The 23,267-nt window shown below is 42.1% G+C and carries 17 protein-coding genes and 1 tRNA gene; 11 read left to right on the plus strand and 7 right to left on the minus strand.

The window, feature by feature from the left end; genetic code table 11:
• Nucleotides 1-77: 77 nt before the first annotated feature.
• Entirely contained in the window at nt 78-2,297 is a 2,220-nt protein-coding gene (gene relA, locus VHE99_04690; GenBank protein ID HVV68320.1) for a GTP diphosphokinase, read from the minus strand.
• Between the two features lie 3 nt (nt 2,298-2,300).
• Nucleotides 2,301-3,632, minus strand: a complete 1,332-nt coding sequence (gene rlmD / locus VHE99_04695) for a 23S rRNA (uracil(1939)-C(5))-methyltransferase RlmD (protein ID HVV68321.1) — start codon at nt 3,630-3,632, stop codon at nt 2,301-2,303.
• 155 nt (nt 3,633-3,787) lie between these two features.
• Here rlmD and rseP point away from each other — a divergent pair, with 155 nt between their 5' ends.
• Both rseP and msrB read left to right on the plus strand, forming a co-directional pair.
• Nucleotides 3,788-5,149: an RIP metalloprotease RseP gene (gene rseP / locus VHE99_04700; GenBank protein HVV68322.1), complete on the plus strand. Its 1,362-nt coding sequence runs from the start codon at nt 3,788-3,790 to the stop codon at nt 5,147-5,149.
• Between the two features lie 8 nt (nt 5,150-5,157).
• A complete protein-coding gene (gene msrB, locus VHE99_04705; GenBank protein HVV68323.1) occupies nt 5,158-5,556 on the plus strand; it encodes a peptide-methionine (R)-S-oxide reductase MsrB in 399 nt (132 codons plus the stop codon).
• Here msrB and VHE99_04710 read toward each other — a convergent pair.
• Nucleotides 5,519-6,757, minus strand: a complete 1,239-nt coding sequence (locus tag VHE99_04710; protein ID HVV68324.1) for a serine hydrolase — start codon at nt 6,755-6,757, stop codon at nt 5,519-5,521. The genes msrB and VHE99_04710 overlap by 38 nt on opposite strands.
• A gap of 141 nt (nt 6,758-6,898) precedes the next feature.
• Between VHE99_04710 and VHE99_04715 the strand changes: the two genes are divergently transcribed.
• Entirely contained in the window at nt 6,899-7,996 is a 1,098-nt protein-coding gene (locus tag VHE99_04715) for a citrate synthase/methylcitrate synthase (GenBank protein ID HVV68325.1), read from the plus strand.
• Nucleotides 7,997-8,365: 369 nt separating this feature from the next.
• On the plus strand, nt 8,366-9,238 hold the full coding sequence (locus tag VHE99_04720; GenBank protein ID HVV68326.1) for an SPOR domain-containing protein: 873 nt from the start codon (nt 8,366-8,368) through the stop codon (nt 9,236-9,238).
• Nucleotides 9,239-9,475: 237 nt separating this feature from the next.
• Here the strand turns inward: VHE99_04720 and VHE99_04725 are convergent.
• Nucleotides 9,476-9,562 (minus strand) — tRNA-Leu (locus VHE99_04725).
• 126 nt (nt 9,563-9,688) lie between these two features.
• Here VHE99_04725 and VHE99_04730 point away from each other — a divergent pair.
• Together VHE99_04730 and queA are read left to right on the plus strand one after the other, a co-directional pair.
• Entirely contained in the window at nt 9,689-10,195 is a 507-nt protein-coding gene (locus VHE99_04730; GenBank protein HVV68327.1) for an acyl-CoA thioesterase, read from the plus strand.
• A gap of 184 nt (nt 10,196-10,379) precedes the next feature.
• Nucleotides 10,380-11,399 (plus strand): tRNA preQ1(34) S-adenosylmethionine ribosyltransferase-isomerase QueA, encoded by a 1,020-nt coding sequence (queA, locus tag VHE99_04735; GenBank protein ID HVV68328.1) that lies wholly within the window; start codon nt 10,380-10,382, stop codon nt 11,397-11,399.
• On the opposite strand, the gene VHE99_04740 is transcribed toward queA, so the two are convergent.
• Nucleotides 11,389-15,540 (minus strand): tetratricopeptide repeat protein, encoded by a 4,152-nt coding sequence (locus tag VHE99_04740; GenBank protein ID HVV68329.1) that lies wholly within the window; start codon nt 15,538-15,540, stop codon nt 11,389-11,391. The two genes, queA and VHE99_04740, sit on opposite strands and share 11 nt — an antisense overlap.
• A 126-nt stretch (nt 15,541-15,666) precedes the next feature.
• Here VHE99_04740 and tgt point away from each other — a divergent pair, with 126 nt between their 5' ends.
• From tgt to secF, 4 genes are all read left to right on the plus strand, one after another.
• Entirely contained in the window at nt 15,667-16,773 is a 1,107-nt protein-coding gene (tgt, locus tag VHE99_04745; GenBank protein HVV68330.1) for a tRNA guanosine(34) transglycosylase Tgt, read from the plus strand.
• A 31-nt stretch (nt 16,774-16,804) separates the two neighbouring features.
• Nucleotides 16,805-17,179 (plus strand): preprotein translocase subunit YajC, encoded by a 375-nt coding sequence (gene yajC, locus VHE99_04750; GenBank protein HVV68331.1) that lies wholly within the window; start codon nt 16,805-16,807, stop codon nt 17,177-17,179.
• A gap of 192 nt (nt 17,180-17,371) precedes the next feature.
• Nucleotides 17,372-19,264, plus strand: a complete 1,893-nt coding sequence (gene secD, locus VHE99_04755; GenBank protein ID HVV68332.1) for a protein translocase subunit SecD — start codon at nt 17,372-17,374, stop codon at nt 19,262-19,264.
• A gap of 19 nt (nt 19,265-19,283) precedes the next feature.
• Nucleotides 19,284-20,201: a protein translocase subunit SecF gene (gene secF, locus VHE99_04760; GenBank protein ID HVV68333.1), complete on the plus strand. Its 918-nt coding sequence runs from the start codon at nt 19,284-19,286 to the stop codon at nt 20,199-20,201.
• A gap of 208 nt (nt 20,202-20,409) precedes the next feature.
• Here the strand turns inward: secF and plsY are convergent, their stop codons facing one another.
• The gene (gene plsY, locus VHE99_04765; protein HVV68334.1) at nt 20,410-20,988 is read right to left on the minus strand and encodes a glycerol-3-phosphate 1-O-acyltransferase PlsY; all 579 of its coding nucleotides are present in this window, start codon (nt 20,986-20,988) and stop codon (nt 20,410-20,412) included.
• A 313-nt stretch (nt 20,989-21,301) separates the two neighbouring features.
• Nucleotides 21,302-22,600, minus strand: a complete 1,299-nt coding sequence (locus VHE99_04770; protein HVV68335.1) for an SH3 domain-containing protein — start codon at nt 22,598-22,600, stop codon at nt 21,302-21,304.
• A 94-nt stretch (nt 22,601-22,694) separates the two neighbouring features.
• Between VHE99_04770 and orn the strand changes: the two genes are divergently transcribed.
• Complete coding sequence (orn, locus tag VHE99_04775) at nt 22,695-23,267, plus strand: oligoribonuclease (GenBank protein ID HVV68336.1); 573 nt, start codon at nt 22,695-22,697, stop codon at nt 23,265-23,267.

The raw sequence follows: 23,267 nt of genomic DNA on the forward strand, positions 1-23,267 counted from the left end.
GTTCCCGCCTTCGCGGGAATGACAGTCTTCGAGCTGATAGACTGTGGTTTTAGCTTTTTCGTACTAAGAGTTTTATATCAAACCCGCTTCACATCCGTAACATTTGTAATTTGTGAAATTCTAGCCACCACTCGACTTAACGGCGTCAGCCCATGAATTTCAATACTAATATTAATTTTAGCGATCTGATCTTTTTTATCGGTGTAAGTGTTTAAGGCGATAATGGATATATGTTCATTCACCAGCAGTTGGGTGAGATCGCGTATCAAACCATGTCGGTCATAAGCGTGTATCACCAGATCCACCGCATATTTTTCCTGAGTTTTAATTCCCCAGCTTACCTCGATCAACTTATTCTTTTGCTGCTCATTAATATGCAGGATGTTGGCACAGTCCTGGCGATGGATTGAAACTCCGTGGCCTTGGGTGATATAACCGATCACGGCGTCTCCTGGAATTGGTTTGCAGCAGGATGCCATATGCGTTAGCAGATTTCCTACCCCTTGGATATCAATGTCGGTTCCAGCTGATAAGGCTTTAGCAGCTTGAGAGGGAACAATTTCTGGCTCTACTTCCACTCCCGCATCCGGGGCCAACATTTCTTGCAGAGTATGTACTAAATTATTTAAGGTGATATCTCCGCGGCCTATAGCAATATATAGCTCATCGGGTTTAGTGAAATTCAATTGCTTGGCGAGACTCATTAGATCCACACCTTTTAAGCCCAGGCGTCGCAATTCTTTTTCTACCAATGTTTGCCCTTCAGCCAGATTTTTTTCAGCATCTAGCTGCCGAAACCAGTGGTGGACTTTAGCTTTAGCGCGCGCAGTTTTGAGATAACCAAGATTAGGGTTTAACCAGTCGCGGCTGGGATGACCTTCTTTCGCCGTTAGAATTTCTACGCATTCGCCAATTTTTAGATGATAGGTGAGTGGCACGATGTGCGCATTGACTTTGGCGCCGCGGGTACGGTGGCCAATTTCGCTGTGAATGTGATAGGCAAAGTCTAAGGGTGTGGCTTCTTTGGGGAGTTCCACCACATCACCTTGGGGGGTAAACACATAAATGCGGTCGTCCAGTGCTTGAGAATAGCTCATATCACTGGGTGAGGGCACATTGGTTTGGGTCACTTCCTGTTGCCAATCCAGTACTTGCCGTAGCCAAGCGATTTTGGCTTCATAACCGGCTTTTTTCAGTCCGCCTTCTTTGTAAATCCAATGTGCAGCGACGCCAAGTTCTGCTTCTTGATGCATATCAAAGGTACGGATTTGGATTTCTATGGCCTTGTCATCGGGGCCTATGACAGCGGTATGAATAGAGCGATATCCATTGGCTTTGGGTTGGACGATATAATCATCAAATTCCTTAGTGATGGGTTTCCAGAGTGAATGCACATGCCCAAGTATCGCATAGCAATCTTCGATCGTTGGAACTAATATGCGGAAAGCGATCGCATCATAGATTTCCTCCAAAGCGACATTTTTTCGCTGCATTTTTTTATAAATGCTGTAAATATGCTTGGCGCGGCCAGTCACTTCAGTTTTGGTAATACCCAGTTCTTGAGTAATTCTCTCCAATAGGGTCATCACCGTGTGGACATAGTGTTCACGTTCTATGCGTGTCGATTTCAGGGCTTTGGATATATTTTTATATATTTCTGGTTCTAGATAGCGAAACGATAAATCTTCCAGTTCCCACTTTAAGTGGCCTATGCCTAGACGATTAGCGAGGGGGGCATAAATGTCTTGGGTCATTTTGGCTTCGCGGCGCTTTTCCTCATCAGATAATAAGCCGATATGGCGTAAGATAACCAGCCGTTCCGCCAGTTTGATTAAGACGATACGCACATCATCTACCATGGCCAAGAGCATTTTACGAAAGTTATCAATGGCATTGTGGGATGGCGTTTTGCCAATTTGCTCTTGCAGGTTTTGTATGGCTTCCATTTTTTTTACCCCACCGGTCAGTCGGGCAACATCGGCACCTAGTTGTTCTTGTACATCTTCTAGTATTAAGCCAGCATAACGTACATTGCTGTAAATAATGCCGGTGGCCATTGTCTCTTGGTCGACTTTGAGTTCAGACAATATGGCGGCAATCTGTAAACCCTGTAGCAGGCAGGATTGTCCGTTGGGGGTGGCGATATCCGTGCCGGTGAGTTGAGCTAATGCACAAGCTTGGCGGATAAGGCTGTTTTCGCCGGTGGGATATTGGCTGGACCAGCTTTGCATCCAGCTTTCGATATTATGGGTGGTATTATCGGCTGAGATGACTAAAGTGGGTTTGGTTTTCTTCATGCGTTACATCTTTTCAAATAATGCCATAGATTCTACATGGCTGGTGTGTGGGAACATGTCCATGATGCCAGCGATAGTTAACTGGTAGCCTTGTTGTAGTAATTCTTTACTATCGCGGGCAAGGGTGGCGGGATTACATGAGACATATAAAATTGCGCGTGGTTGTAGCATAGGTAGTTTTTTTACTAGTTCCAGGGCGCCGGTGCGGGGAGGGTCGAGTAGGATTTTATCATAGGAGGCTTGTCCCCACTGTGTTTCTATGAGGTCTTGTGTCAGATCCGAGGCGAAGAATTGTGCATTGGTAATCTGATTGTGGGAGGCATTATGACGTGCACGTTCAACTAAGCTTAAAGCACCTTCAATGCCGGTCACACTCTGGCAATGGCGTGCTAAAGGTAGGGTAAAATTGCCAAGGCCGCAGAATAAGTCGAGTATACGTTCGTGGGGTTGAGGGTTTAGCAATGTTAATGCCTGTGAAACCATTTGTCGGTTAATTTCTGGATTGACCTGGGTGAAATCGCTGGGGTGAAAAAGTATTTCCACGTTATATGCGGGTAAACGATAGCTTAAGAGGTCGCTGCCACCCTCAGGCCATAAGCGGTGTATGGTGTTTATGCCGCCTGGTTGTAGGTAAATAGTTAGGCTTTCTTGACGGGCAAACTGCGTGAGTTTGTAGAGGTCGCCTGAAGAGAGCGGTTGTAGATGACGAAAGATTAGGGCTACAACCTCATCACTAATAGCCACTTCAATTTGCGCAATGGTTTGTTGCGCATCAAGACTTTGCACCAAGGCGCTTAAATGGGTAATTTTTTGACCAACCGCAGGATGCAGCACGGCGCAGCTTTGCATATCCACTAAATAGCGGCCATTGATTTCATGGAAGCCTACTAGGACTTTGTTTTTGGCGCGTACAAATTTTACGCCCAGACGGGCTTTATAGCGGTAGCCGGTGGTGGGGCTGGTCAATGCCGGTAACACCCTATGTGGCTTCGTGCCGCCGATATGTGCGAGCTGATCGAGGAACAATTGTTGTTTGGCAGCAAGCTGACCATGATGAGCGAAATGTTGCAGGCGACAGCCGCCACAGTCGCCAAAATGCGCGCAAACGGGTGGGATACGATCAGGTGAGCTTTGTAATACTTCTACAACCTGGCCTTCATCGTATTGGCCGTGTTTTTTTAAGTAGACGAATTTTACGGTTTCGCCTGGTAAGCCGCCAAAGAGGAAGGTAATTTTGCCGTTGACGGAGGTAATGGCACGTCCTTCATGACTCAGTCCGGTGATGGTGGCGGTGACGGGGGGGAGGTTTTTATGTTTTGGGTGGCTTTTGGTCATAAGGGTTCTTGAGAGGGCTGCAAAAATTATAATTTTATATTGATATGTCTTAACTTGTCATCTTTGGTGGGTCATCCCCTTTTTCAAAGAGGGTAAGAACAGAGATTTTATTCTTATTTTAAGGTAAAATACCCTTTTTAACTAACCAATTTCTCATGACTCAATTACTTATCAATTTGCTAGTCTTCCTGGTTTCCGTATTACTACTCATCACGGTGCATGAATTTGGTCATTTTTGTGTGGCCAGATGGTTAGGGGTCAAGGTGGTAAGATTTTCAGTGGGCTTTGGTCGGCCGTTATGGCGTTGGATAGGGCGTAGTGGTACAGAGTATGTGATCGCATTATTACCTTTGGGTGGGTATGTCAGGTTGTTAGATGAACGTGATGGTGGCGAAGTGCCTGAAAAAGACCAGCCGCTAGCGTTTAATCGTCAATCCATATTAAAGCGCGCGCTGATTATTTTAGCTGGACCAGGAATTAATGTGCTGTTTGCAGTATTCGCTTTTTGGATTATGTGGATGATAGGGGTTGAACGGATGCGGCCAGTGGTAGGCGAAGTGATACCGGAATCTATTGCGGCGCAAAGTGGGTTTCCAGTGGGCGCTGAAATTATGGCCGTTAATGGTCAGCCAACCACTAACTGGCCAAAAGTAACTATCGCCTTAGTAGGCTGGTTAGGTGAGACGGGGGATTTGCCGATACAGGCACGTTTAAAAAATGAGCCGCCGCGCACCTACATCATGCATTTGAATAATTGGAGAACCAATAGCCTGCAACCCGATCCATTAACGAGTTTAGGTTTAAAACCTTTTCAGCCTGAAATTCCATTAACTATAGGGAAGGTGCGCGCTGATTCACCTGCAGCTTTGGCAGGTTTGCGCGTGGGGGATAAGATTTTAACCATCAATGGTGAAAAATTAACGGACTGGGTGGACTTGGTGAAACAGATCCAAAGCCATCCTAATGAACTCGTGCAGCTGACTGTGGAACGTGGCCATGAACCTATTCATCTAGATATCAAAGTTGGCAGGCAATTATCGCGATTTCAATGGATAGGCTATATGGGTATAGAGCCCATCGCTGTGGATTGGCCGGTAGGTATGGTCTATCAGTTAAAATATTCGCCAGGCAGCGCATTTTTGGCTTCACTCAAAGAAGTGCAAGTGCTGACTAAATTTAATTTTGTAGTTTTGGCTAAGTTGATTCGTGGCCAGGTTTCAATGAAAAGTTTAGGCGGTCCGATCTCGATTTATCAATCGACTTCATTTGCATTTCATCAAGGGCTGATCATTTTTATTGGATTTTTAGGTTTGCTTAGCTTGATGTTAGCTATCGTAAATATTTTGCCAATTCCAGGGTTGGATGGTGGTCACATTTTGTTTTTTATCATTGAAGCTATTATGCGGCGTCCGCTATCTCCAGCAGTACAAATGTTAATTGTGCGTCTTGGGTTTATTTTTCTGTTGGTTATCATGATGCAAGCGACTATTAACGATATATTTAGGTCTGTTTCCTAGGAGGGATCATGGTTAAAAAAATATTTAAAACCGATGCTCAATGGCAGCAGGAATTAACGCCGGAGCAGTTTGAAATTGCTAGAAAAAAAGGCACCGAGCGACCATTTACTGGTGAATTTTGGGATAAACATGACCCGGGAGAATATCGCTGTGTTTGTTGTGGTAATCTCTTGTTCAGTTCGGATGCTAAATTTGATTCAGATTGTGGCTGGCCAAGTTTTTCAGCGCCGCAGAATGCAGAAAATATTGCTACGCAAAAAGATAGCTCTCACGGCATGCAGCGGGTAGAGGTATTGTGTTCACAATGTGAAGCGCATTTAGGCCATGTTTTTGAAGATGGACCACAGCCGACGGGTTTGCGTTATTGTATTAATTCGGCTTCTTTGAAGTTTGTGGAAAAGAAGTGATTACTTTTCGTATGACCTCTTGTCTAAATTCTGTTAAATCATTATAAACTCCCTGCGCATTTAAGCCGAGATTTTGTCGGTTAGTTAATAGAATAATATTTAATCGTTGCTCTGGGATGCATAATACTAAAGTACCGGTAAACCCAAGGTGACCAATGACCTTGTGTGTCACAAAATCAGTCTGCGCCAGAACAGCCTGTAATTCCTGATTAAAAATTTTCCACCCCAGACAAAAATGCAGACCGCAATCCCGAGTTAGGAGTTTGATCGTTTCGGGTTTAATCACGAGCTTGTTACTAAAGTAGCCGTGGTTATTCACTAATTCTAACAAGGTATTCACTTCAGCTGCTGTGGCAAATAATCCGGCATGGCCTGCTATGTCGTGAAAAGCATAAAATGCATTACCATCACTGACTTCTCCAATCAGAGTGTAATCTCGCCATTTAGTAAATTTTTCAATATCTTCAGGCTGTTGGCTGCCAAACTTATTGCTGGTTATTAAATTATATTCATAAGGATTCCCATGCGAGGTTGCGGCAAAAGGGTATTTATGTTTGTCAGGGTTGAAAGTAGCCTTATGTAAATTCAGCTTATGAAATAAGTATTTTTTTATAAAGTTATCTAATGAATAACCGGTAATTTGCTCAATCAAATAACCTAAAGTGATAAAGCCTAAGTCGCTATACAAATATTGTGTGCCTGGCAAATACTGGAGCGAAAGCTGGGCGATATAGTTAATCGCATCTTTAGGATTGTCAGCATGGTAATAAAGCGGTACCCAGGGAATAAAACCTGCGCTGTGGGTGATTAATTGCGCGAGTGTGATGTCGCGTTTATCCGCGGTATTAAATATTGGCAAATACTGATGTAATGGTTTGTTTAGGGCTATGCTGCCTGCATCCAGCAAAAGCATAATGGCGAAAGAGGTCACCAATACTTTGGTTACTGAAGCTAGGTCAAAAATATGGTTTACGGTGATGGATTGGGTTGTTGTTAAAGGCTTGATATTGGCTGCTATTTTTAACGGATAGCTTTGATCGCTAGCTCGGAATCCTGATTGATCTAAATAGAACAATTGTTCACACCCATAAGCCGCCTCATGCACTATTTTTCCTTGGCTGGAAATCATCAATACCGCGCCAGGAACTAATCCTTCAGTAATTTTTTTATGAATGTATTCGTCTAGTCCATTTGAATGCATAATTTTTATCCATTTGGTGTTGAGGCATGGTCTGTTTCAGCAAGCCATTTTATTTGGCTTAGGGGTAGATATCGCTATCGCTTAGAGTATACAATAAGAAATATAAGTCAAATTTAACAATAACTGAATTGAGGGTAAAAAATGGATGAATTAAGAATTGGTTTAGAAGGCATTGCGGTTGCTGAAACCAAAATTTCTTGTATTGATGGTGAAACTGGCAGACTGATTTATCGTGGGGAGCTGGTGGAAGATGCCATTAAAGATCGCGCATTTGAAGATATCGCTTATTTATTATGGAATGGTACCTATCCTACTAAAGAACAAAGTGAAAATTTTAAGAAAACCCTCGCCAATCATCGCAATCTCCCAGATTATGTTAAAGCAGTTATTAAAAATCTGCCCTCTGATCTGGATGCTATGAGTGTGTTACGTACTGCCGTCTCGGCACTGCATGTTCAGGGCTCAAGTTGGCCTCCTACTCAAGAGCAAGCAATTGAAATTCTGGCTAAAGCACCTGTTATCATTGCTTTTTATTACCATAATCGCCAAGGTCAGAAAGAAATTCCTCCCGATCCTTCTTTAGGCCATGTAGAAAATTACCTCTATATGCTAACGGGTAAAAAACCTGAGCTTTCCCACCTGCGTGCGCTTGAAACCTATTTAATGCTAGCGGCTGACCATGATATGAACGCCTCTACTTTTACTGCGCGTGTCGTGACTTCGACCCAGGCGGATATTGTTTCGGCTATTGTGGCGGCTATAGGCGCACTGAAAGGACCTTTGCATGGTGGCGCTCCATCAGAAGTTGAAAATATGCTGGATGAAATTGGTAACGAAGCCAATGCCGAAGCCTGGATTAGGGCACAGCTAGATAAAGGTGAGCGAATTATGGGCTTTGGGCATCGTGTTTATAAGACCTATGACCCAAGAGCAGTTGCGCTTAAAGCCATAGTCAAACAGTTTTCAGCAGATAATGCTATGTTTAAATTGAGCTTAGCTGTGGAAGAGAAAGCAATAGAACTGCTGAATGAATATAAACCGGGAAGAAAATTATTTACTAATCTTGAATTTTGGGCAGCGGGTGTTTTAAGGACTATCAATATACCTAAAGATTTGTATACGCCGACTTTTTCTATTGGTCGAATTGCCGGCTGGAGTGCCCAGATTTTGGAGCAGGCGGAACATAATCGTATTATTAGGCCAGGTTCGGTTTATGTGGGTAAGAAACCAAGTAAGTAATTTAGGCTTAAAGACATTAAGTGCCATCCGCCTGATCCTGCGATCAAGTCGCGGGATGACGTTGCAGGGGATGGCAAAAGCCATTTGATAGATCTCGTCATCCCACGACTTGATCGCAGGACAGGCGGAGGGCGCCAAAGCATATATGAAGCTCAATTGCAAAAAAAATGATGGCTGCTTTGTTTTTTGCTTTCTGTTCAAAACTTAATCAATCGTGTGGTTGTAACTAACTTATGTTTGCCGTAACTTCTATCCCCTTGAAAAAATGAGAAGCAGTTACTTTAACCACTAATCATTGCGTCTAAAATTTTTGTCAGTTTATGCCTTTGCATAAACAGGAAAGGATATCCAGATTGACAGGAGAAAATAGTGAATCATTGTTCCATTTCAGGAAGTCGTTTTACAAGAGGAGCAGCATGGATCTATCGAAGTTTAGTCTTATTGCTGTTATTATGCGTTTGTCCAGCGATCTGGGCTGCTGCAAATTTACAGCCTAGCCAGATTCCGCTTAACAATTTTACTTTAGATGAATTGCAGCAAGCAGCAGATGCGGGTGATCCTGATGCACAATACGCTTTAGGTTATATGTATTATTATGGTAAGGGAGTGCCGCAAAACACCCAGACGGCACTCAATTGGTTGAAACGCGCTGCAGTGCAGGGACAAAGTCAGGCGATAAGTGCAATGAGTTTGCTCGGACAGAATACTCCGGCACCACAGCAGACTATGACTTATGTTCCAAGTCAAAATTATGCGCCACCGACAAATCGATCAAACTCTGCTAGAAAAACTTCAACACCTGGGAATGTTAATACAACGGTAACTACTACCACAACCCTGGTTTCTGAAACAGGTGGACAACCCTTATCAAAAGCCCAAACAGGCCATTATTATACTATTCAGCTTTTGGGTGCCTCAAATAAAGACACCTTGAATAACTATATTAATACTTATCATTTGCAAGGTAAGACGACGTATTATCAGACTAAACACCAAGGTAAAACCTGGTATGTACTGGTATATGGGAATTACCAAACTCATGATGAGGCACAAGCGGCAATTGCCAGCTTGCCAGCAGCAGTGCGTGCTAAAAAGCCTTGGGTAAAATTAATAGGAAATGCAGAGTCTAAACCGCAATCAAAGCCTAGCGCTAAGTCTGCATCTAAAAAAACGAAATCAACTAGTGGGAAAAGTACAAAAGCAAAAACAAAAGCGAAAAAGGATGAGGCGTTACCGTTTTAGCCTTTTCCCTGGTAGGGAACAAAAAGCTAAAATCCATTTTTGCAGTTTGTTGCGGGTCGTCACGGCATGGATGCAGGGATCCAGTTGATAGGGATGTCAAAGTTTTGCTCTCCTGCAAGCTGGATCCCGGCATCCCTGCTGGGACGACGAACCTTCTCTTTGAGCCTTAAATGAGATATATGCATTGGATAGGTAAGAGAAGGAGGTGATATTTCTTATTCTGCAAGATTTAGAACATGGTGCCGGAGGTCGGACTCGAACCGACACAGTGTCGCCACTACCAGATTTTGAGTCTGGCGCGTCTACCAATTTCGCCACTCCGGCACGATAACTTGGCTTGAAGAGGCGATGAGTATATCAAACTAAACTTCCAGGTCAAACGCATTTTTAAAGAAATGTCCGACACTTTTATTTCATGAGATGAAACTACAGAGAGAAACTTATATGAAAATGCTCGAGCCTAAAACAGTCAGTGAAACAGCAGTCCACGACCATGTGTACCGTATATTTCCGAATGATTTGAATTCCAACAATACCGTATTTGGTGGGTTAATTATGTCGACTTTGGATCGTATCTGCTCTGTAGTCGCCGAGCGACATAGTGGTCGGGTCTGTGTAACTGCTTCAGTGGATTCTATGCATTTTTTAGAGCCGGCAAAACATGGTGAAATTCTTATTTTTATGGCCTCTATTAATCGCGTGTGGCGAACTTCCATGGAAGTGGGTGCGAAAGTGATTGCTGAGGATCGTGCTACCGGTGATAAAAAACATATTGTTTCCGCATATTTTACTTTTGTTGCCGTAGATGAATTTTTTGCTCCAGTGGAAATTGCCCAAGTAATTCCTGAGACTTTTATGGAAAAAAGACGTTATAAAGAAGCCCAGGAAAGACGAGAATTACGCCGGATGGAAGCAGAGCAACGTAAGATTAGACGTCAGGAAGAACAGGAACCGTAAAAAATATCAGGTTACTCTATAGGTTCCCGCCTACGCGCACTAGTGTCCACTAAAACTCTATATCCCCTCTCCCCTTGTGGGAGAGGGGGTACAGAGTTTTGCCAGACACTATTGCGCGTACGCGGGAATGACAGTTTTTTATCACCCGCAGAGTTTTCGCACTTTATAGAGATCAGGTTACGCTGTGTACTTACACCAATTCAACTTCCAACTTCCTGACAATTTAATTGCGCGCTATCCACTGCTGGAACGCAGTGCCAGCCGTTTATTATGTTTAAATAAAGTCAGCGGTAAAATCACCCATCAACGTTTTGTTGATATCTTACAACTACTTTCCCCCTTAGACCTGCTGGTTTTTAACAACACTCGCGTCATTCCTGCGCGTTGGTTTGGTGAAAAAGCTAGTGGTGGTCGCATTGAAGTTTTAATTGAAAGAATATTGACTGAGCATAGTGCTTTAGCGCATATACGCAGTAGTAAATCCCCAAAACCCGGCAGCCAATTATTATTACAAGGTGGAGTAAAGGTAGAAGTTGTTGCGCGTCAAAATGATCTGTTTGTGCTGCATTTTATTGATGAGCGTCCGTTATTGGTACTTTTAGAACACTATGGACATATCCCGTTACCACCTTATCTAACTAGAACCGATGAAGCGTTAGATCAAGATCGTTACCAGACCGTTTATGCAAAACACCCAGGTGCTGTGGCGGCTCCGACGGCGGGTCTTCACTTTGATGAAGCATTATTAGAACGCTTAAAGCAGCAAAAGATAGAAACAGCTTTTGTCACATTACACGTAGGTGCTGGCACTTTTCAGCCAGTGCGTGAATCTGTGATTTCTCAGCATAAAATGCATGCTGAGTATCTTGAAGTGTCTACTTTAGTCTGTGAGCAAGTTAAGGCGGCTAAGGCCAGGGGAGGGCGAGTGATTGCCGTGGGGACTACCAGTGTGCGTGCCTTGGAAACAGCAGCGCAAATGGGTGTTATTGCCCCATACTCCGGCGATACTCGGCTATTTATTTATCCGGGTTATGCTTTTCAGTGTGTTGACGCTATGATAACTAATTTCCACTTGCCGGAATCCAGCTTGTTAATGCTGGTGTGTGCATTTGCCGGTCATGTCGCGGTTATGCAGGCTTATCAAGAGGCAATTTTAAAACAATATCGTTTTTATAGTTATGGTGATGCTATGTTCATAAGCTAGTTAAGGTTTTTCCATTTAACTTATTTAAACGATTTTCAGACTCACTGTGTCCCTTTGCTGCTGCAGCTTGATACATTTCTATAGCCTTGGATTTATCCTCTTCTACAAGCCAGCCATGTTCATGGACCAGGCCAAAGATATATAGCGATTGCGTGTCATTTTGCTCTACTCCCTCTTCTACCATTGACAGTATTTGCTGAATATAGAATATACTTTTTTCCCTTAAACCAGAATGTATTTGGTTAGCTTGTCGCATTGCTTTGTCGAACCACTGAATGGCTGTCAATAAATCTTGCTTTACAACTTTCCCTTCGTAATAACGACATCCCAACTCACATTGCCCATTCGCATCACTAGATTGCGGCAGGCTAGTAGTCATTGCTGAAACTTTTTTGTCTGGAAATTGTGATTCTTTGCGAATAGGTGAATCAGGTGCTATGGGCGCTAAATTTTTTTTATCTTTCTGAGGGTTGAGAATCCGAGTTAGGACGCTTGCGCGTTGTTTAGCTTCGGTATGATTTTGCTTTTCTGCTTTTTGGTACCAAGAAATCGCTTTTGAGATATCTTTTTCAACTAACCAACCTCGCTCATATAGCATGCCTAGTTCATATTGGGCTATTGAATTTGATTTTGCTTTAGTTTCTAACCCGGTTAATATTTGAGCTATTACGGTTTGTTTTGTTTGTTCGAAATTTTTTGGCAATGAAGTAGCTTTCGAAAGCCACTTTGCTGCTAACAATAGATTTCTTTCAACACCATCACCATTATAATAGCAGAGGGCCAGGTTAACTTGTGCTTCAGGTAATTCTCCTATCGCAGCTTTCTCATAGTTAGTGAATGCTGCTTTTGCGTCTTGGGGAGTACCTTTTCCCATTATATAACAATTGCCTAAGTTGGCTTGTGCCTGGGGCAAATTTTGCTCGGCAGCTCGTTTAAAATATTCAAGCATCAATGATTCATCTCGTTTGGTACCATTTCCATCTCGATAACAAAATGCGATTTGATGCTCAGCTTCAGCCCAATGTTGATCTGCAGCTAATTTCAAGAAATTAAATCCTGTTTTTTTATCTTGTTTGATACCATTTCCATGCAAATAAGCCATACCTACATTGTACTGTGCTGGAGCAACACCTTGGCTTGCTGCCCGATTATTCCAATAAAATGCAGCGTTAATATCTTTATCAGTACCTTCACCATTTTGAAAGCATCTTGCTAAAAACCATTGTGCAACAGCATCATTTTGGGCAGCACTACGTGTAAAGCAATCAAAGGCTGCTTTATAATCTTTTTTGCCTAGATAACAAATTCCCAAAGCAAGGTATGCTGCTAAGTTACCGTGCTCTATTGATTTTTGGAAGTGAGTGATTGCTATTTCTAAATTTCTATTAACACCCTCTCCATAAAAATAACAGGCTCCTATATTAAATTCTGCCACCGAGTCATTTTGTTCTGCAGCCTTGCGATATAATGCAAGTGCTTTGGCAAAGTCTTGGTCAACTCCTTTTTGTGAATAATGATATCCTAATTTACATTGAGCATCTGGATTATTTTGTTCTGCAGCTTTACTCAACCAATGAATAGCCTCTTTAATATTTTGCGTAACACCTTCGCCATCGTAATAATTTGCTCCCAATTGATACTGAGCTTGAGCAAAATTGTTTTCTGCAGCCGCTTTATACCATTCAAATGCTTCTTTAAAGTCTTTTTCTACACCATAACCATTATGATAGCATGTCGCCAAATTATATTGCGCTGGTGGATATTCCTCTTCTGCTGCCAATCTATACCATGCCACTGCAGCTTTCTTATCTTGTTTTAAATTAACCAGTCCATGTGTATACAAATCACCTAATATTTTTTGTGCGGCTGGGTCATTTTGTCTTGCTAAATTAAACACCCTCTGCAGATTTCTGTGAGATTGAAGATAAAGTTGTAAGGCTTTTTTAGGATTGACATGACTAGTATTGGGTTTTTGGTATTTAATAGTACCCAATGGATGGTCTTTAACTGTTTGTTTTTTATCTTCATGTGTGGAAACAACTTGAGGTTGCAAGTTGGTGTCGATTTGGGGGTTATTAGAAACAGTTTTTTTCAGCGGCGCTGAAACTTGACTCTTTTTTTTGCGACGTTGTTTGCTTTTACTAGGGATTTTATCTTTAATTCTTTTCAGCTCTTTGGGTGCTTCTTCCCGCGGAGTAAAACTTTGCGGTATTTCTCCGCCTGATTGTGACGATACAGAGGCTGTTGAAAATGATGTCGAAGATGAAGATGCAGTTGATACCACAGGAGTAGAAGCAGAATCCAGAAGTGGGAGTTGTGGGGCAGTAAAGTCGCGCAATATTTCATACATTTTGGGTTGCGATAAATACTGGACAATGTGGTGACATAATCTTGTGTGGCTTTGTTTCTTTTCTTTTTCCTCAGTTGGCAAACTTACATTTTCATCGTGTTTGGCAACAGTCCGCTCCAGTTGCTTCATGACATCATCAACAGTATAGCTGCGCTGCCAAGTGTCAATATCTACTATATCATCAGCATCGTCATTAAATTTAATTAAACAAGCGCGTAGAAAATCTCTACCTGCTGCGATAATACCTTCATGGGTGCTGCCGTTGTCTTCGATTGGTAAACGTAAATTCTTTCGATGATGCGGAGTAATTACTTTCAAAAAAATATCAGCAAAAAAAGGACCAAAGTTAAATTCAGGATCTACGAATGAAACAATAAAATTCTGGTATTTTTTTGGCGATTTTTTGATGTTTGTTAACCGGTCTCTAACTTGTTGCATTAAAAAAGTCATGTCACTTAATAAAGGACGTTGTGTTTTTATAGCTTTTTGCAATACCAAAGGCCAAGATGTATGTTTTTCTCTTCTGCCATAATGGAAAAAAATCAATTGATTGGTTAGTTTTCTAAATTCTCGTAATGAAAAAACCGTTTGATTTTGTGCCGCGCTAATATAAGTTTCTACTTTCTCGGCCAGTTTTTTCGGAGTATCTTTAGTTTCCTTATCTAGCTTGGGTTGTCCTGACCACACTGATCCTAACAAAGCATGGGTGATATGCCAGCTTGATTCTCTATCAAGGGGTTTCTTTTGGGTCGCTATCAATAACTGTTCCAGTAATTCATCCATTATTTGAAAGTCTTCTTCAGTCAGCTCTGCATATAATAGCCGTCCCTTTATGGTTGCACCTAAATCTAACAAGGTTTTACCAATGGCTTTAGCTATATTGTCTGCAGATAAAAGCGTATTTTTGCTATCGCCGTTAGATTTTGTAGGTTGTTGGCAGATTTCAAGTAAACAGTTTATTGCTGATCGAAATATCTCAAAATCAATTTCGATGTCGTCAGGTTTATAATGGACAAGGATTTTTGCCACACCCATCATTTCTGCTAATATCTGTGGATCATTGGTTGCGTGGATGGTTTGCTGAATCAGGAAAAATAGTGATTTAAAATCCAATAAGCCATCATCTTGAACTACCGAAATTTCTATTAAGTGTTTTAAACTGGTGATTATTTGTTGAAAGATTGCAGTTTTATCTTTGAAGGCACATTGTGCCAATCGTGTTATTAGGGTATTGATATTTTCAGCTGGCAAACAAGCAGAGAGTTGACAGTTATCAGCCAGACGACAGAGATTAGTCAGTAAACAAGCAGAGGTTCTTGTAATATCCGGCGTTGCTGCTGAAGGCAGATCAGTTAAACAGTCTAAGCTGGATAAGATAGTGCGCGCTGTTTGCTCATCGAGCGGTAAATAGGTAGATAAAGGAGCGAGGGTTTTTTCAAATAGTTGTAGGAGGCTAGCTACGCAGGTGGTTCGTTGTTCTACGGGTAATTTTTTAAAATATCCGGTGGCATCTTGCTGAATTAATGCCAATGTATTGCTAATGCTGAGTAGTTTTTGTCTGGGGGTTTGGGTATGTTTATTCAGCCAGGCTTCATAAGGCTTACCTATGTCTAAATTTTTGGCTGAGGTTATAAATTCTTGTAAATCTTTTATTGTGAATGTTGGAGCAAGGGGGGTAGTGGAGGACGATGGAAGTTTTTTATTTTTTATCTCAGTTGTTGGGGTGGATAAGTTGTTTTGAATTAATCTAAAACTTTGGCTAGTTACTTCTTTTGTGTCTTTCTTGTCCATACGCTCTCCAATATTTCATATTCAATAGCAGAACCACAATTGCAGGCTAATTTTTAGTGAAAGTCTATATTTTTTTCCTTGTTAAAGCTATGATATATTTTTGTAACCACAAGAAGAATATTCAACGTGCAATTTAAACTCCTTAACCAAGACGGCCATGCCCGGCGTGGGCAGTTAATTTTTACGCGGGGTGTGGTTGACACTCCAGCTTTTATGACGGTAGGCACTTATGGTGCTGTTAAAACCGTCACTATGGACGAAGTTGCGCAAAGCGGTGCGCAAATTATTTTGGGTAATACCTTCCATTTGATGTTACGGCCTGGTACTGAAATTATTCAAGCGCATGGCGGGTTGCATCAATTTGTCAATTGGCCTAAGCCTATACTCACCGATTCCGGTGGATTTCAGGTGTTCTCTTTGGCAAAAATTCGCAAAATCACCGAGGAAGGTGTGCGATTCCGTTCTCCTAAAGATGGGGCTGAAATTTTTCTAACGCCCGAGCGCTCTATGGAAGTGCAGCGCGCTTTAGGCTCAGATATTGTCATGGTGTTCGATGAATGTACGCCTTTTCCTAGCAGTGAGGCGACTTCTGCCTTATCGATGGAATTATCCTTACGCTGGGCAGAGCGCAGCAAAATAGCGCACGCTGATAATCCATCCGCATTATTTGGTATTGTACAAGGCGGTATGTATTTGGACTTGCGCGAACGGTCATTAGCGGGTTTGGTGAATCTTGATTTTGATGGTTATGCTTTAGGAGGTTTATCTGTAGGAGAGCCGAAAGAAGAGATGCTACGGGTATTAAAGCATTTGGCGCCACAATTGCCCCAGCATAAACCGCGCTACTTAATGGGTGTGGGAACGCCGGAGGACTTGGTGGCGGGTGTGTGTCAAGGTATTGATATGTTTGATTGTGTGATGCCTACGCGCAATGCCCGTAATGGCCATTTATTCACTTCCGAAGGCATTATACGTATTCGCAATAGTACTTATAAGGATGATATCAGAGCACTGGATCGTTTCTGTGATTGCTATACCTGTCAGCATTTTTCAAGGGCGTATTTGCATCATCTTGACCGCTGTCACGAAATGTTAGGCATGCGGCTGAATACATTGCACAATCTGCATTATTATCAGCAATTAATGTTGGGTTTGCGTACGGCGATAGAACAGGGTAAATTAGGCGACTTTGTGGCGCACTTTCAAGCGACAGGCGGCAATCTTTTTCCATAACTGTCCTTTATTATTTTTTTGAGGAGTATTAATGAATATCCTAAATTTATTCGGCATTTCTGATGCTTTAGCTCAAGCAACGACTACGACTGCTACTACTACAGCAACTCCTGCGCATAGCACTCAGGGAAGTTTATTATCACTATTACCTACTTTAGTCATCTTCATTTTAGTGTTCTATTTTTTATTGATCCGTCCGCAAGCCAAACGTGCGAAAGAACATCGTAAATTGATTGACGGTTTGGGTAAAGATGATGAAGTGGTGACTACTGGCGGCTTGGCCGGAAAAATTATCGAAATTAATGACAATTTCCTTATTTTACAAGTAGCTAAAGATGTGCAAGTGACATTTCAGAAAGGTGCAATCGCGGCGGTACTGCCTAAAGGTACTTTAAAATCAGTGTAACTATTCAGCACATTGCTGTAAGTAGCGCAAACGGTCAGATTTTTCCAAGATCATCCCTAAAAATTTAGGAAAAAGTGCAGCATACACAGAGTATGTGAGCATTTTTCCTAAATTTTTAGGGGTGAGATTGGGAAAATATGGCCGTTTTAGTCCTGTGGTGAACAGTTATGAATCAGTTTAATTGGACGTTATATGCTTAACCGATACCCCTTGTGGAAAAACCTGCTATTAATCGTTTTGATTGTATTAGGCTTGATTTATGCTGCGCCCAATATGTTTGGGTATGATATGGCGGTGCAGATATCGCCTAAAAATACAGCTACGATTGAAGCAGGCATTTCGGATCAGGTTAAGCATATTCTGGCTGCGCAGAATATCCCTTATATCTCTATGCAGCAGAGTGCGAATAATCTGACGATACGCTTTAATTCTACTGATACCCAATTTAAAGCCCGCGATGTTTTGAAAGAAGCCTTGGATGAAAACTATATTGTTGCCTTAAATTTGGCATCACGCACCCCTGGTTGGCTTGTAGCTTTGGGTGGTCACCCCATGAAATTAGGCTTGGATTTACGCGGTGGTGTTAACTTTTTGCTAGATGTAGACACCAATGATTTAATTAAAACCCGTCAGGAAGCCGATGCCAACAATATGGGCACTGAGTTGCGTGAAAAGAATATCCGCTATGCCGGTGTCTCACGTCAAGCGGGTAAGCCGGTGATTTTATTTCGTGACAGTGATACCCGTGATAAAGCTTTAAGCCTGTTAACCAGCCGTTATACTGATTATATCTTTACTGCTTCGGGTGAAGGTGAACAAGCGATTATTATTGCTACCTTAACTCCTGCTGCCCAGGTGAGTATTATTAATTATGCGGTTGACCAAAATATGGACATTTTGTCTAAACGTGTCAACGAATTAGGTGTAAGTGAGGCAGTCGTACAGCGGCAGGGAGCTAATCAAATTAGCGTAGATTTGCCTGGCATTCAAGATACCACACGTGCAAAAGATATCGTGGGTAAAACTGCCACCATACGCTTTCAGCTAGTAGATACTGAAAATGATCTGCAAAGCGCCATAGCCGGTTCAGTACCTTTAGGAAGCCGCTTATATAAATTCCAAGACCAACCCGTCTTATTAAAAAATCAAGTGGTGCTTCCAGGCAGTGCGATTACTTATGCGACAGCAATGATGGGTGAGAATGGACGGCCTGCAGTTTCTATACGTTTGGGTGGTGGAGGTGAAAGTTTATTTACTAAGGTCACTCAAGAAAATATCCATAAACCCTTGGCGGTTGTTTACGTGGAAACTGTACCGCAAACGACAATGGTGAACGGCCAACCTGTAGTGACGCAGAAACAGACTGAACAGGTTATCAATATTGCGACTATCCAATCAGCTCTGGGTAATAGTTTTGAAATTACTAATTTAACGGATATTCAATATGCACAGAACCTTGCATTATTGCTGCGTTCTGGGGCTTTAGTCGCATCAGTGGCTATTGTTCAAGAGCGTACAGTGGGTCCTAGCCTGGGCGCAGAAAATATTCGCAAAGGAGTTATATCGGTTCTAGTGGGTGCTGCAGCGGTTATTATTTTTATGGCACTTTATTACCGCATATTTGGTTTGGTAGCGGATTTAGCCTTGTTGTTGAATATTGTGTTTATTATTGCTTTATTATCTTTGCTTGGAGCAACACTGACTTTGCCAGGTATTGCCGGTATTGTGTTAACGGTGGGCATTTCGGTAGACGCTAACGTTTTAATCTTTGAACGTATCCGCGAAGAATTGCGCAATGGAGTGAGTCCACAAGCCAGCATTCATACAGGCTATGATCGGGCATTTATTACCATCGTCGATGCGAACGTGACAACATTAATTGTCACGATGATTCTGTTTGCTTTAGGCAGCGGTGTGGTGAAATCATTTGCTATTACTCTGACAATTGGCGTGCTTACTTCTATGGTGACAGCGATTTTCTTCACGCGTGCGATTATCAATTGGATTTATGGGGGGCGCTCAGTTAAGAGCCTTTCTATAGGAATTAATGTGAATAAACCGGAAGCTGTTAAAAGCTTAAGATAAAACTATCTGAGAAAATGCAATGGAATTTTTTAAAGCCAATACCAAAATTGATTTTATGGGACAACGCAAATGGGCGGCGTTGTTTTCTGCGATACTATTCATAGCTTCTATTGTTTCTCTGGCGGCGAACCACCTCAATTTTGGCCTGGATTTTACTGGCGGTACTCAGATTGAATTACAATATCCACAGGCTGCTGATTTTAATGCGATTCGCCAGAATTTAGTTAAGGCTGGTTTTGACCAAGCGCAAGTGCAATCTTATGGAACGTCGCGTGATGTATTGATTCGTATTCCGCCGCACAAAGAATTTACAGAACAGGCGCTGCGAGATAAATTAACGGCAGCATTACCGGGAGCCAAAGTACAGCAAATTGAATATATTGGACCTCAGGTGGGTAGAAGCCTCGTGACGAATGGACTGTTGGCGATTCTGGTGTCATTGTTGGCAACGATGGCCTATATTGCCTTTCGTTTTGAGATGCGCTTTGCTATTAGTGCCGCAGTTGCATTGATACATGACCCAATTTTGATTTTAGGAATTTTTTCTTTTTTCCATTTGCAGTTTGATTTAATTTCTTTAGCGGCGGTATTGACGATAATTGGTTATTCGCTGAATGACACGATTGTGGTGTATGACCGGGTACGTGAGAATTTCCGACGTGTGCGTAAAGGCACGCCCACAGAGGTTATGAATTTATCCATTAATCAGACTTTATCTCGTACTATCATGACTTCAGGGTTAACTTTATTGGTGGTGGTTGCGCTGTTCATTTTTGGTGGGGCAACATTGCATGGATTTTCTCTGGCATTGATTATAGGTATTATCATTGGTACCTATTCATCGATTTATGTGGCAGGTTCTTTGGCGATTAGTCTAGGGTTGAATCGAAGTCACCTCTTACCTCAGGCGAAGAAGGAATTGGATAGCTTGCCATAAGTATTTTTGCCGCATTATATCTTCTCTTGTATCACCTCTATGGTATGCACACATCTTTCATGCGCGCTTCTAAGCTAAGGATTAGCGCTGTAGCCCCCTCTCCCGCGAAAAGAGTTTGAAAGAACTCTGAACCTATTCGCGGGAGAGGGAGCTACAGTGCTAATCCTTAGCTTAGAAGCTTATGGATGTGTGTACCCTAGATCATCATTTACCAATTAAACTTATTCTCTGTTCCAGCCTTCAAGCGTTGAATATTTTCCATATGTCGCCAGATTATCAATATAGCTGCAATTAATATTGGCAGAAAATAAACTGTGTGGAAAAAGAGCACCAAAAGAGTGCCTAATACCACAGCAACCAGAGAGGCAAGGGAAATATAGCGAGAAATGGCAACGACTACGATCCATACGATGAGTGAAATGAGGGCAATTGGAAAGGAGAGTACTAACATTCCGCCAAACAGCGTTGCAACGCCTTTACCGCCCTGGAATTTGAAGAATAGCGGGAAGATGTGTCCTACCACTGCAGCCAGCGCAACTAAAGCCAGCATAAAACCCCATGCCCCTAAAAGGTAAGCGATTAATACGGGCAGAAAACCTTTAAGTAGGTCTCCAACCAGTGTCAGTATTGCAGGCAATTTGCCAGCAATGCGTAGCACATTCGTCGCGCCGGCATTACCAGAGCCTTCAGTTCGGGGGTCAGGTAAACTCATTGCCTTGCATACTAATATGGCGCTTGATAAAGAACCAACTAAATAGGCGATAATGATAAAAATTATTCCAACAATAATCATCGGTCACTTCCCTCTTGGTTTTTGTGAACCTTTTAAAGATACCTGAGAGTCCAGGTATCGCCTGGATTTTACTCTGCATGCTTAGTGTAGAGAAAACTCAAACTCCAAGCCGTAATATTAGGCGAATCTTTAATTAATATCTAGTTTTAACTAGGTTTTTTCGTAACTATTCACCCTATAAAAAATACTGCCATTCCCGCGCGCCACTAGTGTCCGGTAAAACTCTGTACCCCCTCGCCCCTTGTGGGAGAGGGGATATAGAGTTTTACCGGACACTAGTGTGCGCATAATGCTTCATATTATTTTTTTAAGGGCGAATAGTTACCTTTTTTTTATAATTCAATTTATCCCTATCGACTAAATTCGTCATACTATCCACCTGGGTAAGCAAGCTAGCGCTGGTTTTCTTCTTAAGATTAAGGGGAGTAATTACCGTCCCCCCAAAATGCCAGACAGCATGTAATAAGTAGGCTTGATTATTCTCTGCGCCAATATATAAAGCGATATGGCCTGGAAGATGAATTAAGGTCAAAAAAGGAATGGCGTTGTGAATGATATAGCTCTCTTTTTCAGCATCAGCCATATCAGCTAAATTGATTACCTGTCCAATCCGGCACTGTTCTCCTGAATTTCTGGGTAACCAGATACCAAAAGGCGCCATTAAATCCATCAGGGTAGATGAGCAATCACGGAAACCATAAATACCTCCCCAGCCATAAGGGTTGCCAAGTAATTCATTGGCTACTAGCGCTATATTATGGAGCGTAAGTTTCAAGGGAAAAAGATTAAGCTGTTGTTTTTCTACGTGCAAAAGTTTGGTGACGGCTCGGTGATTACTATTACTGACGGCAATTGGGATATCATAGCTTTTAACAAGTCGGTGCTGTATAGGATATAAGTTACCAATACGTGCATTGAGTGGGGGTAGGTCAGTGTGGACGAATGCAGCCAGGTAACTTTTGCTGGGAGCGAAGTATTCATGAGTCTCCCAAGTTTTAATATAACTTCGATTGACAAAGGCAATGTCTTGGCTTTTGATCCAGCCGGAGCAAGCGCCGCTGAAGATGAGGTACCATGCGCCATCACGCGATACATGCAATACAGCTATAGGGGTATTTGCCGCAATCAAAGAATTCTGCAGGTTATCAAATGGATAACCATTATTTTTAGATAGCCACTCAGTAAAAGTGGGTTCAAGGGTTGGTAAGAGGCGTACATCCGCATCATGAATAGTAATAGCTTTTTTAGAAAGGTTAGGAAAAGTGCTTAAATCGGCATTAGCGGCAATTTTCTCTACCCAGGTTTTGCTATGGAGGCGCCCGTTTGCAGCAAAGCCTGGCGATTTTAGTAATTTATCTATCGTATTTTGTGTTTGCTCTTTTATTTCATCAGGGGTATTGAGGAGATGTGTGTCTTTCCAGGGCGAAAAATAATGGGCTAAATAGTCAGTGGCTAATTTTTTTTGAATTTTATCTGGGAGTTCAAAATAAGATTGACTGCCTATCCAGGTTAACGCATCTTGAGTGACGGTGGCTAAAATATCATCAGGGTTGTCAATTTCAGTGGCCTGCCCAGTCAGGGTGGAGGCTAAAGGTGGATCATCCATAGTCTTCCGAACACCCCAGTTATTGAATAAGATATTAGGTTTTTTAATTAACTAAGGATACAATTTAACTCCAACCACTGAGGAAAGTCAAAACATGAATCCAAGACGCGATCATTTAATCTGGATAGATCTTGAAATGACAGGATTAAACCCAGACCGCGATCATATTATTGAAATTGCAACGGTAGTCACTGATTCTCAATTAAATACTGTAGCTGAAGGCCCTAATTTTGTTATTCATCAGCCGGATTCAGTTTTAGAGACTATGGACGAATGGAATACGAATCAGCATACCAAATCTGGTCTTGTTGCAAAGATTAAAGCCAGTCATGTGACTGTAGAGCAGGCTCAGGCTGAGACGATTGAGTTTTTGATGCATCATGTACCTCCGGGAAAATCTCCTATGTGTGGCAGTAGCATCTGTCAGGATCGTCGTTTTTTATATCGATGGATGCCTAAATTAGAGCAATATTTCCATTATCGTAACTTGGATGTCAGTTCGATTAAAATTTTAGCGCAGCATTGGTTTCCGCAGATTTTGCAGGGGGTAAAGAAGGAATCTCGCCACTTAGCTTTGGGGGATATTTATGATTCGATTGCAGAATTAAGGTATTACAAGGAAAGATTTTTTCTGCTGCCTGATGAAGCGGGCAGGACAGTATCTTAA

The sequence above is a fragment of the Gammaproteobacteria bacterium genome (assembly GCA_035546635.1).
Classification (GTDB): Bacteria; Pseudomonadota; Gammaproteobacteria; order JAURND01; family JAURND01; genus DASZWJ01.

Excerpts from the sequence above, each read along its gene's own strand:
- VHE99_04730 (HVV68327.1), top strand. The coding sequence starts at position 9,689 with ATGCTCGAGCCTAAAACAGTCAGTGAAACAGCAGTCCACGACCATGTG.
- yajC (HVV68331.1), top strand. The coding sequence starts at position 16,805 with ATGAATATCCTAAATTTATTCGGCATTTCTGATGCTTTAGCTCAAGCA.
- secF (HVV68333.1), top strand. The coding sequence starts at position 19,284 with ATGGAATTTTTTAAAGCCAATACCAAAATTGATTTTATGGGACAACGC.
- relA (HVV68320.1), bottom strand. The coding sequence starts at position 2,297 with ATGAAGAAAACCAAACCCACTTTAGTCATCTCAGCCGATAATACCACC.
- orn (HVV68336.1), top strand. The coding sequence starts at position 22,695 with ATGAATCCAAGACGCGATCATTTAATCTGGATAGATCTTGAAATGACA.
- VHE99_04770 (HVV68335.1), bottom strand. The coding sequence starts at position 22,600 with ATGGATGATCCACCTTTAGCCTCCACCCTGACTGGGCAGGCCACTGAA.
- msrB (HVV68323.1), top strand. The coding sequence starts at position 5,158 with ATGGTTAAAAAAATATTTAAAACCGATGCTCAATGGCAGCAGGAATTA.
- VHE99_04710 (HVV68324.1), bottom strand. The coding sequence starts at position 6,757 with ATGCATTCAAATGGACTAGACGAATACATTCATAAAAAAATTACTGAA.
- secD (HVV68332.1), top strand. The coding sequence starts at position 17,372 with ATGCTTAACCGATACCCCTTGTGGAAAAACCTGCTATTAATCGTTTTG.
- rlmD (HVV68321.1), bottom strand. The coding sequence starts at position 3,632 with ATGACCAAAAGCCACCCAAAACATAAAAACCTCCCCCCCGTCACCGCC.
- VHE99_04715 (HVV68325.1), top strand. The coding sequence starts at position 6,899 with ATGGATGAATTAAGAATTGGTTTAGAAGGCATTGCGGTTGCTGAAACC.
- rseP (HVV68322.1), top strand. The coding sequence starts at position 3,788 with ATGACTCAATTACTTATCAATTTGCTAGTCTTCCTGGTTTCCGTATTA.
- VHE99_04740 (HVV68329.1), bottom strand. The coding sequence starts at position 15,540 with ATGGACAAGAAAGACACAAAAGAAGTAACTAGCCAAAGTTTTAGATTA.